A 15,782-nucleotide genomic window follows, 5' to 3' on the forward strand; every position below is an offset into this window, starting at 1 on the left:
GGAGTAAGCAACCGTGTCCGATCGGTTGCTTCTTTATTCATCTAAAGGACAGATAGTGCAACATTTTATCTGTTGAAAAGGTCAATAAAGATGTACGAAAATAAGGTCATGAGAAGAAGGTGGGAAAATTGAAACTTCGTATACTCACGTTAATATTATTATTCTCTACCGTGTTCTTTATCTCAAATGTACAAGATGTTAAAGCTCTGTCATGTGCTGAATCGGGAAGTCCCCAAGAAGAGTTAGAAAGAAATACTGGAGCTGTTTATGGTGTAGTAATGCAAATAAAGGTCGACTTAAAGCAAGAGGGGTTTACGGGCACAAAAGAGAAATTCAGATATATTTTAGTGGAAGTTGAGAGGAGTTGGAATACTGAAGTTGACTCTCAAATCCTTGTCGCAACTAACTATACTTGGGGGTTTGATTTCAAGGAAGGCAACAAATACTTAATATACTTTAGTGAAGCGAATGGCGAGTTAAGCAGTAGTCCGTGCAGTGTGACCATCGAAATGAATAATCTTAATCAAGCAACTGAACTATTCGGAGAAGGATTTGCACCAAAACAACAAGTGAATTTAGAACACAAGATGTGGTTTATGTTTGAGCAAGATATTGATTTGTATATCGTAGGTGCAATCATATTTATAATTTTGGCGATTTTTGTCTTCATCATGATCATGATACTAAGAAAGAAAAAGGGCAAAGTGTAATCTCGATACGCTAACGGGAAAATTCTGCTTAGAGACAAAGTCGGTTGCACAAGAGCTTGGATTCCTGTATGACCTATTACCCCCTTTACTTAAACGAGGATCGAGGCGTATAATCCGTTGAGATATCAGAGCAATAAGAGGGGATACAGTTATGAATAGTGGATTAATCAACGCGATCATTGCGTATATCATGTGGGGGGTTCTCCCGCTGTATTGGAAGTTGTTTGAAAATGTACCAGCAGGCGAGATTCTGTCCCATCGGGTTGTCTGGTCGTTCGTCTTCATGGGTATTCTCGTTGCCGTCCAGCACCGTTGGGGTGACATGAAACGGATTGTGGCTGACCGTTCGCTCATATTATCGCTCACAGCTAGCGGACTGCTAATTGCTATTAATTGGCTGATCTTCATCTGGGCAGTTAACAATGGTCATGTCGTTGAGACAAGCCTTGGTTATTATTTGAACCCGTTGCTGAACGTGCTACTGGCAGTTGTCTTCCTTCATGAAAAGCCAAACCGTGGCCAATGGCTCGCGATTGCCATTGCTGGTGTAGCAGTGCTCATCATCGCTATCGACTACGGACGTTTCCCATGGGTTGCGATCTCGCTAGCCGTGTCATTTGGCTTGTACGGTCTGGCGAAGAAGAAAATTAAGCAAGACGCTTCTGTGGGCTTGTTTTCGGAGACAGCTGTAGTTCTGCCCATCGCACTCGGCTACTGGATCTACTTGGCCATCGTGGGAAAAGCAACAGCATGGACGCTGCCTGCGTCGATGTTCTTCGAATTGCTTCTATCTGGCGTGGTGACTGCACTGCCACTGCTTTTCTTTGCACGGGCGGCTGCCCGGATGTCGTTGTCCACACTTGGCTTCGTGCAATACATTGGGCCGACGATCATGCTGATCCTGAGCGTGTTCGTGTTCAAGGAAACAGTCTCGCCAGTTCTGCTCGTTGGTTTCGCGCTGATCTGGACAGCGCTTATCGTATACGCGACCGCATCGATGCGTGCCACGCGACTGGCTAAAACAAGCTGAACAGAGGGATCTGGTATCGTTATAAATGCCCTGCCCGCCGATGAGGTGGACAGGGCCATTTTTACGTTTATGAAGAAAAGATAAGATAACCCAGCAAAATGAAGAAGGCATAAGATCAATGGAGTGGTAAAATACAGGAGTAGTAATCAAATGTAGTAATCAAAAAATGAGGAGGCGACAGATACATGATGGTTAGTAACCGTTACCGTAAACGTGATCCATTCTTTGTAAAGAATGATGTAGTTCAGATACTATTTCAGTTTGCAGTTTCAGCGATAATCGGTATTATATATGGATTTATGATGGTCAACGAGACGGTAGGTGGATATATTAATGAACGATTACCGAGCACTGATGGTCCGGATCTCCATTTATATCTGCCCATCGTGGTGACGGTGTTCATCTACTCGTGCTTTATTCAGAAGAAACAACGGATTCTACTTGAAAAAATTTCATATAGTTGTCTCCATATTTTTGTTGCCCTAATAAGCTGTTTTTCTTCAGTTATCGTGTTATTGATAATCTAATCAGATTCTGCCGTTTCTACACCTTCAACCCCATCAACTGCATCAACCACACCGACAGCGAGTGTTGTTACAGCAGCAGCAGCCAGAAGGTGTTTGGCGCCAAGCTTGGCTCGCTCCATATCATCTTCTTTCATACCTGTGACAACGTCTTTTCCGCTGTTATACACATACTTGGCTGATATCGCTACACCTTTTGCAGTATTAGTCACGGCACCTCCAATATCGGCAAGCCCCGCGTCTATGGCGGTATCGTCCTTACGGATCGCACCACTTGCCAGATCATATGTCCCGCTAGCCAGTTGTCCAACGGTTTTACCTGTATTAATCGTAGCCTTTTCTACGCCGTTCCCGATTTCTTTGATAAAGGGACTTCCCGCAATCTCACCGATAACCCTCACACTGCCGCCTAGTACTTTCCCGGTAACTTCTCCAGCCAATTGACCCATCCCTTTTAAAAAACTCATCCATTTTCCCCCGCTCTTGAAATAAGCTAACCGATGTTCTGTATGATTTATTTTATTATATTCATATGTAAGCAAAAAAACCATTCTGCATTCAGCCTAGCTCATGAGTACGAACGCCTCGGATCAGCCAATCGCAGCGCCCCACGCTACCCAAATGGCACCCTCAACTGTTACAACTCGCTCCAACGTAAAAAAGGCGCTGCTCCCACCGGGAACAGCGCCTTCCGCCTTTCGTTACCCTAATAACTTGCCTTCCCACGGTTTTAGAAGTGCCTCATAGAGCAGCAACATAGTGGAGGGGGCGGAATCGATTCTGAAGAAGCGAAGCGGTCGCCTTTATCCCCGGATTTTCCCCTTATCAGGGGAATTCATAAAATCTGGGGATAACAGCGATCATAAGAACGATCCGCCCCCGGAACGCCCACCATGCTGCCCGCAAACACACAAAAGGCGCTACTCCCATCAGGAATAGCGCCTTATGCCCTTTATTACCCTAATAACTTGCCTACACACGGTTTTAGAAGTTTCTCATTGAGCAGCAACGTAGTGGAGGGGGCGGAATCGATTCTGAAGAAGCGGAGCGGTCGCCTTTATCCCCGGATTTTCCCCTTAACAGGGGAATTCATAAAATCTGGGGATAACAGCGATCATAAGAACGATCCGCCCCCGGAACGCCCACCACGCTGCCCACCAATACACTTCTACCCACCGTACCTAGTCAATAAATCCTTCCATGACCACCGTTGGCATCATATTTGACTGCCAAGCGCCTTTACCATATCCACCGTTATAACCTGGGGTAGCCTGAGGCTCCCAGTAGAATACGCCTTTGCCTTTGCCATTCGGCAGATTGCGGATTTGGTTTTTCATCGCCGCCACAAAACTTTTACCAGCCGCAGCCTGGTTATTGTCCATGCCGATTTCGGAAATGATGATCTCCTTGCCATAACGGTTGATCATATCCTTGGCGTTGTTTACTGTATTCGTCACAGCTGTGTTCCAGCCGGAAGCCGAAGGGTAGAGGGACATGGCAATCATGTCAAAGTTAGCTCCGTTATTGATCAGGCCTCCAATATTCCATACATAGAGGGCGTTATCATCCCCACCTGCCAGATGCACAATGGTTTTGGTGCCGCTGCTCAGGGATTTCACTGCATTATGGCCTGTGTTCACCAGCCACGCATAGTTTTTCATGTTGGTGGATGCTTTGCCATCTTCCCATAACATGCCGTTGCTTGTTTCATTACCGATCTGAACCCAGTCAGGGGTAACGCCTTTGCTTTGCATCGCAGTCATGACATCACGTGTGTGATTCCATACCGCATCCATGAGCTGTTGGAAGGTGTAGTTTTTCCAGGCAGCTGGTTTGGTCTGTTGACCAGGGTCTGCCCAGGAGTCGCTGTAGTGCAGGGTGAGCATTACGCTCATACCGGCATTCTTGGCACGTTGTGCGAGTGCAGCTGCACGATCCTTGTTCATGTAACCGTTCCCATAATCATTCGAAGGATTAACAAAGACCCGAATGCGAACGGAGTTAATTTGATAGTCCTTTTTCAAAATATCAATGATATCACGCTGTACCCCGTTTTTATCTTTCCATTTGTAGCCTTGGGCTTCCATTCCGGGAACCCAGCTGATGTCGGCTCCTTTGGCGAAACTCGGTGCTGCGCTGGCATGCTGACCTGCGGGCAGCATGATGGAGGTGAATAACAAAACAAAAGCCAACATGATGGATGTCTTGAAACCCCTTACATTTTTGAACATTACAAGATGCCTCCTCGGATTTAGGTTGAGTTGCATCCTAATTATAGCCATCCTGGTTTACTCAGCTAAAGGGTCTATTTCCAATATTTTGGGTGTTTTCTCAACCTCTCTACAAAAAAAAGACAAAACAAAAAGCCGTCCGAAGACGGCTTTTCTACCCGTGGCGCTTTTTAAAACATTGATCCGTATCCCGCGCCTCCACCAGACTCATTTTATTTTGAGCTAGTGGATCGGGTAAGGGACACGTTCAACATGTGATTAGAAATGTTGACGCACCTCCTTTCCTTGTGGCAAGAGTATACAACACCTGGTTTCAGAAAGCTAGTCTTTTTTACGTATTTACGCAAAATTATTTTTCGGTCTGGAACATCGTTATATCTCGTGCATAGTGACTCTTCGTTCCGTTATTGTTTCGAATGCGTACGCTGTCTTCACTGATCCGTTCGACAATGCCGCTACCTACTTCACAGTAGACGCCAGCCGGGTCTTCCTGCCATGCGCTTACGATACATTGAGAGAGTGCAGCCGTGAAAAACTCTATATTTTTTTGTAATGTTCTAGGTTTGTTCGATTTCATTATATACTCCTTTAGACACTGATATTTGGAAATGATAACAAGCAACCGGATCAATTCACACTGTACATCACTTTACTCTGTCTATTGCTCTTTGTAAAGGGATGGAAAAAGTTGCGCCCATAAGGTATCATTTACATAAATTTTACGTAGCGTTTACACTGCGCTGACGCTTGATGTTGATTACGAATAGTACAATTATATGAGAACTTCTAACCAAGAATAGATATGCAACACATTCGGAGGCCATACATGCATAGAGACGTCAAAACAGGTAACTACGTTAATCGCGATTTGAGTTGGGTTGAATTTAATCGGCGCGTACTTCAAGAGGCCCAGGATCCAACGACGCCCCTGCTGGAACGCATGAGATTTCTCGGTATTGTCGCCAGTAATCTGGACGAGTTCGTCAGTGTAAGAGTGGCGGAGACCAAAGAGAAGATCAAGGCCGGATTTACACAAAAGGATTTTACAGGGTATACGCCTTCGGGATTATACCGCAGATTGATCAAACGAACCGGGACCATGGTCGCCGAACAGTATAAAACGTATCGTGAACTTATTCGTCTACTCGCCAAGAAAGGCATAAACATTCAGGAATATACCGATCTTAACGTGACGCAGCAGCGCGCAATGGATCAGTACTTCCATGAGATTATTTTCCCGGTACTCACACCGATGGCGATAGACCAGAGTCGTCCGTTCCCACTGGTACACAACAAGTCCGTCTATTTGTCCGTGATGCTGCAGAAGGAAGGAGAGCAAGAGGGCGATCCGTTTATGGCTATTGTTCAGGTACCTTCCAATCTGCCGCGTGTGGTTCAGGCTCCCATTCGGGCGAATAGCAAAAAGAAAACGTTCATACTGATTGAAGACCTGATCAAACATCATATTCACACGCTCTTCAGCGGATATATCTCGCTTGCTGCACAGGAATTCCGGGTGACCCGCAATGCGGATCTGTTCATTAATGAAGAAGAAGCGGAAGATCTGCTTGAAGCGATTGAGAAAGAATTGCGACGCAGACGCCGTGGGGCTCCTGTACGACTAGAAGTCTGCAAGGACTTTCGTCCGGATGCCTTGCTCGAATTGCAGGATGAATTCGATATTCAAGACCCGGTGTACGAGATCGATGGACCACTTGATCTGAGTTTTCTGGCTGGATTCGTAGATAGTCTGGAGGGCTTCTCACATCTGAAATACAGTCCGGTGAAACCCGTCTATCCATTGGAGTTCCTGCCCAGAGAAAGTCATTTCGAGCTGCTGCGCAGACGGGATGTATTGGTGCATCACCCGTATGAATCGTTTGAACCGGTCACCGATTTCATATTGGAGGCTTCGGAAGATCCAAGAGTGCTGGCCATCAAGATGACATTATATCGCGTCAACGGCGATTCACGCCTTATTCCGGCACTTGCACTTGCTGCTGAAAGTGGTAAGCAGGTCACGGTTGTGGTGGAACTAAAAGCCCGATTCGATGAAGAGCGCAATATTGCGTGGGCCCGGAAATTGGAGAAGGCCGGTTGTCACGTGGTATATGGACTGGTTGGACTGAAGACCCATGCCAAAATCATTCTTGTCGTCCGCAGGGAACAGCAGGGATTGAGACGTTATGTTCATGTAGGAACAGGTAATTATAATGAGAGTACAGCCAAAGTGTATACGGACGTGGGACTGTTCACCTCCAATCCGATTATTGGAGAAGATGCATCCGAATTATTCAATGAGATTACCGGATATTCCGGTCCGAAGGCATTGCAGGCGTTCCACGTAGCTCCGGATGGTATGAAGGATGAGCTGTTCGCACTGATCCGTCGTGAGACAGAGCATGCGCTGAAAGGCAAACCTTCCAGAATCATTGCCAAGATTAATTCCTTATCCCATCAGGATATAATTGATGAATTGTACGAGGCTTCTCAGGCTGGAGTGCAGATCGATCTGATCGTGCGCGGCGTATGCTGTCTGCGTCCTGGGGTGGAGGGACTCAGTGAGAATATTCGGGTCATTAGCATTGTGGATCGCTTCCTGGAGCATTCGCGGTTGTTTTATTTTGAAAATAGCGGCAACCCTGATGTATTCATCTCCAGTGCAGACTGGATGACACGTAACCTGAATCGAAGAATTGAACTGATGTGTCCCGTATTCGATCCAGAGTTGAAAAAGATGCTGGTGGATATTCTTAATCTGTCCCTTATGGATAATGTCAAAGCCAGAGAACTTATGCCTGGTGGCAATTATGTATTTGTAGAAAATGAAAAGCCCCCGCTGAGAAGTCAGACGGAGGCGATGGGTATTATCCCTTGGAAGCCTGCTGAATGGAGTGCGTTAACTTAACTCCCCAGGCTTCCTGTAAATCCTTGATGGCCTCTTCCAGGCCTTCAAGTTCCAGTAACGGCTCAGTTGTACAGGTGAATTGCACCTGCAGCGAGTCGTTTTCTTTTTTTGCTTCGATTGAAGCGATGCTCTCGGATCGATTGATGGCTTCGGCTACGCGCAGCAGAGAGCCTATACGATGAGCATGCCGCTCATCCGAGTTTTTCAGAATGTCCCGGTGCTTATTCAGCAGCTGGAGCGTTCTTTTTTTGGGATGATAATCGGCTGCACTGGCACTGAGAATGGTCTCCCGGTGAGAGAGCCCATAGATGCTGGCATTCATGATCCAGTAGGCCGAGTGTTGCGCATAACGGAAATAGTTAATCTGCTTACCAGCCATATGCAGCATGGAGGACGCATACAGGATTCGGGCATCTGCTTGATCAGGAGCAGATCCTTGTAGTGCCGTATACAGGGTAGTCGCATCCTGATGAATCCGTTGCAGACGTTTCTCTGGAATAGGCGGACCAAAATGGATAAAGTTGCGGATACTGTCCTTCAGCGCGTCCGGAACGACCGGCTGACCTCCAGCCATGTAATCTCGCAACAACCCGTCTCGTAAACCCGCACCACTAACCACATAACGATCTCCCTGTATTAACCGGAAGACTGTTCGGAGGATCAATACGCCGGGCACAATGATATCTGCGCGATCTTTGGCGAGCCCAGGCACCTTTTTGCGCTGTGCGGAGGTAAGATGTGGCAATGACCGAGCGATGTTCTCCATCGCTTCTTCACCAATCTCATAATGATGGGTGACAGGCAGAGAATATTGGATTCGCTTCTGCTCCACTTTGGCGAGTGTACGCATCGTACCGCCAAGTCCAATGAGTGGCAGGCCAGGATGCTCACGAATCCAATCCTGTCCACGGAGAGCTTGAATGACTTCGTTACACAGTGCATTCGCATTCTCCTCGGTCCACTGATCTTCGCCTCCATAACGGGCATGTGAATTCACTGCACCAATAGGGAGGGATATACTATGTAACCTTTTCCGATCCCGAAAGACCGTAATCTCCGTGCTACCGCCTCCAATATCCACGACGTAACCGTCGGCCAGATCAATGGATTGAGTAACTCCGAGGAAACCATAGTAGGCCTCACGATCTCCAGATACACATTCAATGGTAAGCCCTGTCTCTGTCTCCAGCCATTCGATAATCTGCAGGACATTGCTTGCATTGCGAATAGCTGCCGTAGCTGCTGCACGGATCAATTTGGTCTGATACGCTTCACAGGTCGCTTTGAATTGACGCAAGATGGTGATGGCTTTATCCAGAGAATGGCGCAGAATGGTTCCATTCGGCTCAACAACGCTGCTCAGACGAGCGGCGAATTTGTCTTCATGAATAATGCGATAGGCTTCATCCTGATCCAGTTCATATATAACTAGGCGAATGGAGTTCGAACCGATATCAATAATCCCTAAAGTTTCATTATGTGTCATAAGCATCTCCTTCTACAGAGGTTCAACTACCCGAAGTGAAGCAGGGCAGCCATGGCTTCCGGTGAACCCGGCGGTGTTGCAGAGAAGGGCGTAGTGAGCATAACAACGATGATAAAGACGATGAAACAGGCAAATATAAGACAACTCACGGCAAAGCCGCGATTGCGCTTTTGAATAAACAGTCGGATACCTGTAACAAAGAGAAGTACCGTGACGGCTACCAGAACGATCGACATTGCAAAATAGGCTACGCCATACAGTGATTTAAAAAATGCTTCCATTTCTTCTAAACGCTCCTTAGATCCTCATATTTAAGCCCTTCCAAGCCATTCCTTAGTAGCATACGACAGATTGATTGGTTTGAAAAGCAAACCGGGCGCTTGTTCCCGTTTCCGCCATGATCATGGGACAAGTTTCATGGAAAAGGGGCCCCTGCCGTGGACAGACATCCAAGAAAGCAAGGCTTCTGTTGAGTATGTATAAGGAAGGACTATTGTTTCAAGGAAGGAGATCAACCCATGTCGAGACAGCTTGCAAGCAAATGGCGGAAGACAGCTGCACTGATGAAATACCCGGTAGCTGCTGTCCATATTCCACAGACCAAGGCATTCAACTCGGGGAATCTGCTGCACATGCTTAGTCGTTATGGAATGGTGTATATCAAACCGATTGTAGGTGGCGGAGGTTACGGTGTCATAAGGGTATCGGCGAGCGGAGGGGCTTATCGATACACGCATATGAAAACGACCCGTTCTTTCGCAAGTTTCAGCCAGATGTACCGCTCTCTGGTACGTGTGAAGGCAAGACGCAGGTACTTGATCCAGCAAGGCATTCATTTGGCAACGATTCAAGGAAGACCTGTCGATTACAGAGTCAAAGTCGTCAAGACCGAAAGAGGCTGGGTATTCCGTTCCTTGGTAGGACGACTCGCTCGCCCAGGACTTTGTGTGACGAATCTGAGCAAGGGTGGCACCATGCTATCGGGAAGGAGAGCACTTGGTTTGTCCCTGCCGCATATATCCGGTCGGCACAAACGCCGGGAGATGCGCTCCCTTACACTGACATGCACATACATTATGGAGAGCCAGTTCCCGGGTGTAGGACAGCTTGGATTTGATTATGGACTGGATTATTCAGGCAAGAACTGGATTCTGGAAGTGAATACCAGACCTCAATAGAAAATCGATGGAAAACCTCAAGAAAATTCAAGGAAAACCGATAATATATAGAAGAAAACAGTTTGAAAAACGTTTGAAATTTTACATTACGGGGTAATTTACTCGCAACAAGTCTTGAAACTATGAATTTATTCCAAAAAAAATACGCTCATAAACGTTCTGATGGTAGTACATCTCCCCTGTGCATAAATATTGTCCACACTATACACGTTGATTACTCAACATTTTTACCAATTATCAACAAACTATGCACAGGATTTCCACACATCGTTGTGGATAACAAGAACGCTTGTTCTCTATATGAATCTCTGATATGATAGTTTTGAGGAAAAAAAAGGAAAGGTTGTGGCGGGAAATGGCTATGTTATCCGATGAGATGTTGTTGGATTCCTACCATAAAGCGATTGAGTTGAATCTCGAACGAGATTTCATCGCACTGCTCTTGGCAGAAATCCATAAGCGCAAACTGGGTACCGACGTATCTGCCATTCTTCACTAGAGATCCTCATTGCAGGCAATGTTACAGGTTTCCGGACAAGTCCCATAGTGAGACAGGCCATAGCGTGCTCTTCTGACAATGGTGACAGTACATCACATGATTGCAAACGTTTTCGGCTTCGTCTGCCGTGTCAGAGGAAGTTTGGAGTGCGTAGGGGCTGTATGGTCCGGTGTAATCATCCAATTTGCCGCATTCTAACAGTCCCTGAAGGCAGTGGGGGCAAGCCTGCTCCGGTACAACCAGACCGTTACACAGCGGGCATATATAAGACAAGGGTATCCCTCCTGATATGGATTCACTCAGGAGTAAGATACCCTTTTTTGTATCAATATATGTTATTTCATTGAAACTACTAGCGTTTCATGTTGCTGCTATGTCCTGGGGACAACTTGGCATCCGGATCGAAGTATACTTTCGCATTGTTGACTGCTGTTGGAGCTTCACCGAATCCGACAGCGATTAGCTTCAGTTTACCTGGGTATGTTGTGATATCTCCGGCAGCGAATATTCCTGGAATAGACGTTTCCATGCGGGAATCAACGACGATGGAGTTGCTGTCAATTTCGATTCCCCATTCGGCAATAGGTCCGAGAGAAGAGACAAATCCAAAGTTAACAATCACGTCATCCACTTCGATTTCCTGTGTTTCTTTGGTTTTCACATGGGAGAGGGTTACTTTGGTAATCGTGTCATCTCCGTGAAGTTCCGTGATTTCTGTCGGTGTAACGACATTAACCTTGGAATTCATCAGGTTTTCGACACTATGCTCATGTGCACGGAACTTGTCCCGGCGATGGATCAGCGTTACTTGCTCAGCGATTGGCTCCAGCATGAGTGCCCAGTCTACAGCGGAATCACCACCGCCACTGATCAGTACCTTTTTGCCAGCAAAGGCATTCAGATCACTGATGAAGTAGTGCAGGTTGCTCTTCTCGAACTTGGCAGCACCTTCAAGCTCCAGGCGACGTGGTTCAAATGCACCTACACCAGCTGTAATAATAACAGCTTTGGCATGATATTCATTCTCATCCGTCTTCACGATGAAATGTTGTTCATCCTTTTTCTCCACCGATACAACCTTTTCTTCAAGGCGGATGTTCGGGTTAAAATGACTCATTTGCTCAACCAGGTTGTTCACCAGTTCCTGAGCCGTTACTTTCGGGAATCCAGCTACATCATAGATGTATTTCTCCGGATACAGCGCGGCAAGCTGTCCGCCAAGCTGTGGCATACTTTCAACAAGTGTAACGGATGCCTGACGCATCCCACCGTAAAACGCGGCGAACAGACCCGCAGGGCCTCCACCGATAATAAGTAAATCAGTCATATCATGACTGGAATTTTGTGCAGTCAAGAATCAACAACACCTTTCATATTTTAATAGGTAGTTAACAGAAAGAATGTGCAGGCACGTATCGTAACCGGCATTGGTGCTGAACTGTCTTTCCTATTATAAACGGTGTACTCAGGGTTGCAAAGTTAGCTGCATCACGAATCAGAGAATAATTGATGAAGATCAGATGAGAATAGGATGAAATTGGAAATGAAAGGTTATGAAAAATAACAAAAAAAACCTTGATCTTTACCAGAAATACAGATATCCTTGACCTGTACTATGTGTTTTTTTGTCTAATTTAGAGTCAATATGTAATGTGAAGACAACTCCCGTGTTTTGTGAAAACTTGTGGTTAATTTCACAACTTGAAACGATAACTTGCGTGCAAACGAATCAATTTTGATGCAAACGTTTAAATAAATTCGCGAAGTTAACATTTGTCGTCATAATGGGCAAGACCTCATCAATATTTGTAAGTATGTGCATTTTGCATCTCACCCAAGATCGGGATGATGCAAGTGAAACCGGAAGGGGTATAGACATGAGCAGTATTCCCAAAATCGTCATCCTCGGCGCGGGCTATGGCGGGATTCTGACAGCCCAGCGGCTGCAGAAGGAATTGAACTATAACGAAGCCGACGTCACATTGGTGAACCGGCATGATTATCATTATATTACTACACATCTACATATGCCGGCAGCTGGCACGGATACCATTGAGCATGCAAGAGTCCCCATTTCCAAGCTGATTGATGAGTTCAAGATTGATCTGGTTAAATCTTCCGTGAAGGAGATTCGTCTGCAGGATCGGAAGATTATTCTGGAGGACGGCACGTTATCGTATGATTATCTGATTATTGGACTAGGCGGGGAACCCGAGACTTTCGGTATTCCGGGTATGCTCGACCACGCCATGACAATCCGCAGCATTAACTCGGTCAGACTGATTCGGGAACACATTGAATATCAATTTGCGATGTACAAAAACGACAACAAACGAAATCGTATTCGGTTTGTCGTCGGTGGAGCTGGTTTTAGTGGTGTTGAATTCGTAGCTGAGCTTGCAGACCGCATTCCACAGCTGTGCAAGGAGTTCGACGTGAATCCGAAACATGTGCACATCTACAATGTAGAGGCAGCGCCTTCAGCTTTGCCTGGATTTGATCCGGAACTGGTAGAGCATGCGATGAACGTGCTGAAGAAGAAGGGCGTTACTTTCAAAATTGGTGTTCCAATCAAGCAATGTCTCCCGGACGGGGTTATTGTAGGTGAGGGTGAAAAACTTGATGCTGCTACAGTCGTATGGACCGGCGGTATTCGCGGTAACTCACTGCTTGAACAGGCAGGCCTTGAAGTAATGCGGGGACGTGTGAAGGTAGATGAGTATCTCCGTGCTCCTGGACATGAGCATGTCTATGTCATCGGTGACAATTCACTGGTCTTCAACCAGGAAGGGCGTCCATATCCGCCAACAGCGCAGATTGCGATGCAGCAGGGCGTGAACTGTGCCAAGAACGTCGTGGCATCCATTCGCAAGAAACAGCCACAACCTTTTGTATTTACGAGCAAGGGTACGGTTGCTTCATTGGGTAAAGGTGAAGCCATTGCTGTTGTAGGCGGCAAGAAATACAAGGGCTGGAAAGCGGCTCAGTTGAAGAAGCTGGTTGATCTGCGTTATTTGTTCATCATTGGTGGTATTCCGTTAGTCCTGAAGAAAGGGCGGTTTTTTGGATGAGACATTGCAGTGTTCAGGTCCGGGGACTATTAACGCGTGAAGAACTGGATCGATACAACGCCCTGATGCAGGTCGGTGGTTATCTGGAGGAACAGGATCAGTATGATCTGGCCTATATCGTGCAGAAAGAAGTGGATATTCTCATTTTGCCGGCGATTGAGCGACTTAAAGAGAAGGGTCGTGACCGTGACCGGGCCACAGCAGAGTTTCTGGAATCGCTGAAAGCGGTAGATGAGGAGCAAGATTAGAGACGATATAAGTTGAACTAAAGATGTTTACACATACACTTCAATGACAGAATAACCTTCCAATCGCTGTTATCCCCAGATTTTTTTGATTCCCTTTTTTAAAGGGAAAATCCGGTGATAAAGGCGAACGCTTCGCTTTTTCAGGTTTTTTCTGTCCTTTCCGTTTTTGTGTAAATAAATAGTTCAAACAATATAGATCTAAATCAAGCTTGAGGTAGTAGAATATTGATAGATAATAAAGCACCGCTGACAATATCCTCTAGAGGAGATGTCGCGGTGCTTTATTGTGCTTTGCATTATTTTTACAGCTTAAGCATGTCTTCCAGTGTTCCTTCGTTCAACAGACTTCCCACATAGAACGAACCGAATTCGCCATAACGGGCGCTAACTTCATCGAAACGCATCTCATAGACGAGTTTCTTGAACTGAAGTGCATCATCCGCAAACAGTGTAACGCCCCATTCCCAGTCGTCGAAACCGACAGAGCCGGTAATGATCTGTTTCACTTTACCCGCATAGCTGCGGCCAATCATGCCGTGACTGCGCATCATGGTGCGACGCTCGTCCATGGACAGCATGTACCAGTTGTCATTCAGCTCACGCTTTTTGTTCATCGGATAGAAGCAGATGTATTGTCGTTGAGGCAGAACAGGTTTCAGACGGGCGATAATATCCGGATTCTGCATCGGGTCTTCGCCTTCTTTGCCAAGGTAGTTGCTCAGTTCAACTACGCTGACGTAGGAATACGATTTGGTTGTGTATTGAGCAAACATCGTTTTGTTAAACGCGTTCTCAACAGCCTTCAGATCTTCCAGCGTTTCACGCAGGTGCATCATGACGAGGTCTGCCTTTTGACCTACAACCGTATACACGACTGTACTTCCTTTGGAAGAATCCTCGACTTCTTTCCATTCTTTCCAGAATTCCTGAAGCTCGTCCAGTGCTACAGCACGTTCTTCATCATCTGCTGCTTTCCAGGCGGCCCAGTTAATCGAGCGAAAATCATGCAGGGCGTACCAGCCCTCCAGTGTTGATGCGGCTTCGTTCATTGGTTATGTTCCTCCTGCAAGGTATATTTCCAAATCCCTATAAGAGGTTGTTCAAAAAGTCTGCTTTTGATTACGAATCATGCCTGGTGACATCATCAGCATCGAATATGGAATTCAGCCGAAATGTCCGCTGCTCACGTAGCTCTATCTACGCTCCGCTACTCCATTTCTAACTTCATTCCATCTTCTCGGTACTGAAAACCAGTCTTTTTGAACACGCACTATAAGGGACGGGTGAGTGCTTTATCGTATACATTGTATCCCAACATGAAGCAGAAGGGCAAATGAACAGAGCATGAATATAGGGAAATTTGTCCAGAAAGTTCGTTGCTTCGCCACATTTTTTGCGGTACACTAACTACTATCCAGAAGTGAAACCCGAATGTGTGAAAGAAGAGGTGAACGTCGCCCGATGCAATTTATACCTGTGTTGGTATTAATGGTATTATTTTTCGTTATGATGTTTGGTATCGGTTTCATTCTGAACATGTTGATGAAGACAACCTGGTTTCCTTCCTATCTGTTCATCATTGTAATTTTGCCTATCGTCGTCTACTCTCTATGGGATCATTCGTCGTCTCTGATGTCACATCTGGGTTCTTTCCAGATTGTAGACTATATGACGGGGATCGCCGGGCTGGCTGGCGCGGTAATCAGTGGCTGGACGATCCAGAAGTTGCGTCTGGGTGGGTACAGAATGTTTTAGTTTGCTGGAAAGAGGTAACACGTGCATGACTGTAATCGCGTAAAAGTCTTGTCTTTGTCGTAAACGCTTACGAGTACAAAGGGAAGGCTTTTTTGCTGTTCATTGATATAAGATGAATGATTGTACAGTTGTGCTTCATATA

At 46.1% G+C, this 15,782-nt stretch carries 16 protein-coding genes; 8 read left to right on the forward strand and 8 right to left on the reverse strand.

Annotated elements, in window-relative coordinates:
- Positions 1-128: 128 nt before the first annotated feature.
- Positions 129-710 (forward strand): hypothetical protein, encoded by a 582-nt coding sequence (locus WFI24_RS24010; protein WP_336764613.1) that lies wholly within the window; start codon positions 129-131, stop codon positions 708-710.
- Positions 711-861: 151 nt separating this feature from the next.
- Positions 862-1,740: an EamA family transporter RarD gene (rarD, locus tag WFI24_RS24015; protein WP_336764614.1), complete on the forward strand. Its 879-nt coding sequence runs from the start codon at positions 862-864 to the stop codon at positions 1,738-1,740.
- A 523-nt stretch (positions 1,741-2,263) separates the two neighbouring features.
- On the opposite strand, the gene WFI24_RS24020 is transcribed toward rarD, so the two are convergent.
- From WFI24_RS24020 to WFI24_RS24030, 3 genes are all read right to left on the reverse strand, one after another.
- Complete coding sequence (locus tag WFI24_RS24020; protein ID WP_336764615.1) at positions 2,264-2,731, reverse strand: hypothetical protein; 468 nt, start codon at positions 2,729-2,731, stop codon at positions 2,264-2,266.
- A 714-nt stretch (positions 2,732-3,445) separates the two neighbouring features.
- Complete coding sequence (locus WFI24_RS24025) at positions 3,446-4,495, reverse strand: glycoside hydrolase family 53 protein (protein WP_221821025.1); 1,050 nt, start codon at positions 4,493-4,495, stop codon at positions 3,446-3,448.
- Positions 4,496-4,844: 349 nt separating this feature from the next.
- Positions 4,845-5,072, reverse strand: coding sequence for a hypothetical protein (locus tag WFI24_RS24030; RefSeq protein WP_336764616.1), 228 nt, complete (start codon positions 5,070-5,072; stop codon positions 4,845-4,847).
- A gap of 249 nt (positions 5,073-5,321) precedes the next feature.
- Between WFI24_RS24030 and ppk1 the strand changes: the two genes are divergently transcribed.
- Positions 5,322-7,403 (forward strand): polyphosphate kinase 1, encoded by a 2,082-nt coding sequence (ppk1, locus tag WFI24_RS24035; RefSeq protein WP_336764617.1) that lies wholly within the window; start codon positions 5,322-5,324, stop codon positions 7,401-7,403.
- Here the strand turns inward: ppk1 and WFI24_RS24040 are convergent.
- Complete coding sequence (locus tag WFI24_RS24040) at positions 7,363-8,889, reverse strand: Ppx/GppA phosphatase family protein (protein ID WP_336764618.1); 1,527 nt, start codon at positions 8,887-8,889, stop codon at positions 7,363-7,365. The two genes, ppk1 and WFI24_RS24040, sit on opposite strands and share 41 nt — an antisense overlap.
- Before the next feature lie 26 nt (positions 8,890-8,915).
- Positions 8,916-9,170 (reverse strand): hypothetical protein, encoded by a 255-nt coding sequence (locus WFI24_RS24045; protein WP_062837940.1) that lies wholly within the window; start codon positions 9,168-9,170, stop codon positions 8,916-8,918.
- 237 nt (positions 9,171-9,407) lie between these two features.
- On the opposite strand from WFI24_RS24045, the gene WFI24_RS24050 reads away from it, so the two are divergent.
- Together WFI24_RS24050 and WFI24_RS24055 are read left to right on the forward strand one after the other, a co-directional pair.
- On the forward strand, positions 9,408-10,067 hold the full coding sequence (locus tag WFI24_RS24050; RefSeq protein WP_336764619.1) for a YheC/YheD family protein: 660 nt from the start codon (positions 9,408-9,410) through the stop codon (positions 10,065-10,067).
- A gap of 355 nt (positions 10,068-10,422) precedes the next feature.
- Complete coding sequence (locus WFI24_RS24055) at positions 10,423-10,566, forward strand: sporulation histidine kinase inhibitor Sda (RefSeq protein WP_017692430.1); 144 nt, start codon at positions 10,423-10,425, stop codon at positions 10,564-10,566.
- A gap of 21 nt (positions 10,567-10,587) precedes the next feature.
- On the opposite strand, the gene WFI24_RS24060 is transcribed toward WFI24_RS24055, so the two are convergent.
- Positions 10,588-10,839: a hypothetical protein gene (locus WFI24_RS24060; protein WP_145325108.1), complete on the reverse strand. Its 252-nt coding sequence runs from the start codon at positions 10,837-10,839 to the stop codon at positions 10,588-10,590.
- 79 nt (positions 10,840-10,918) lie between these two features.
- Complete coding sequence (locus WFI24_RS24065; protein WP_240768303.1) at positions 10,919-11,893, reverse strand: NAD(P)/FAD-dependent oxidoreductase; 975 nt, start codon at positions 11,891-11,893, stop codon at positions 10,919-10,921.
- A gap of 550 nt (positions 11,894-12,443) precedes the next feature.
- Between WFI24_RS24065 and WFI24_RS24070 the strand changes: the two genes are divergently transcribed.
- Both WFI24_RS24070 and WFI24_RS24075 read left to right on the forward strand, forming a co-directional pair.
- Positions 12,444-13,637 (forward strand): NAD(P)/FAD-dependent oxidoreductase, encoded by a 1,194-nt coding sequence (locus WFI24_RS24070; RefSeq protein WP_145325110.1) that lies wholly within the window; start codon positions 12,444-12,446, stop codon positions 13,635-13,637.
- Entirely contained in the window at positions 13,634-13,885 is a 252-nt protein-coding gene (locus tag WFI24_RS24075; protein ID WP_145325111.1) for a hypothetical protein, read from the forward strand. Before WFI24_RS24070 ends, WFI24_RS24075 begins: the two co-directional genes overlap by 4 nt.
- Before the next feature lie 302 nt (positions 13,886-14,187).
- On the opposite strand, the gene hemQ is transcribed toward WFI24_RS24075, so the two are convergent.
- Positions 14,188-14,934, reverse strand: a complete 747-nt coding sequence (gene hemQ, locus WFI24_RS24080; RefSeq protein ID WP_036605768.1) for a hydrogen peroxide-dependent heme synthase — start codon at positions 14,932-14,934, stop codon at positions 14,188-14,190.
- Positions 14,935-15,346: 412 nt separating this feature from the next.
- Between hemQ and WFI24_RS24085 the strand changes: the two genes are divergently transcribed.
- Positions 15,347-15,640: a YuiB family protein gene (locus tag WFI24_RS24085; RefSeq protein ID WP_076211070.1), complete on the forward strand. Its 294-nt coding sequence runs from the start codon at positions 15,347-15,349 to the stop codon at positions 15,638-15,640.
- Positions 15,641-15,782 lie beyond the last annotated feature (142 nt).

It is taken from the genome of Paenibacillus sp. USHLN196 (assembly GCF_037144955.1).
Classification (GTDB): domain Bacteria; phylum Bacillota; class Bacilli; order Paenibacillales; family Paenibacillaceae; genus Paenibacillus; species Paenibacillus xylanexedens_C.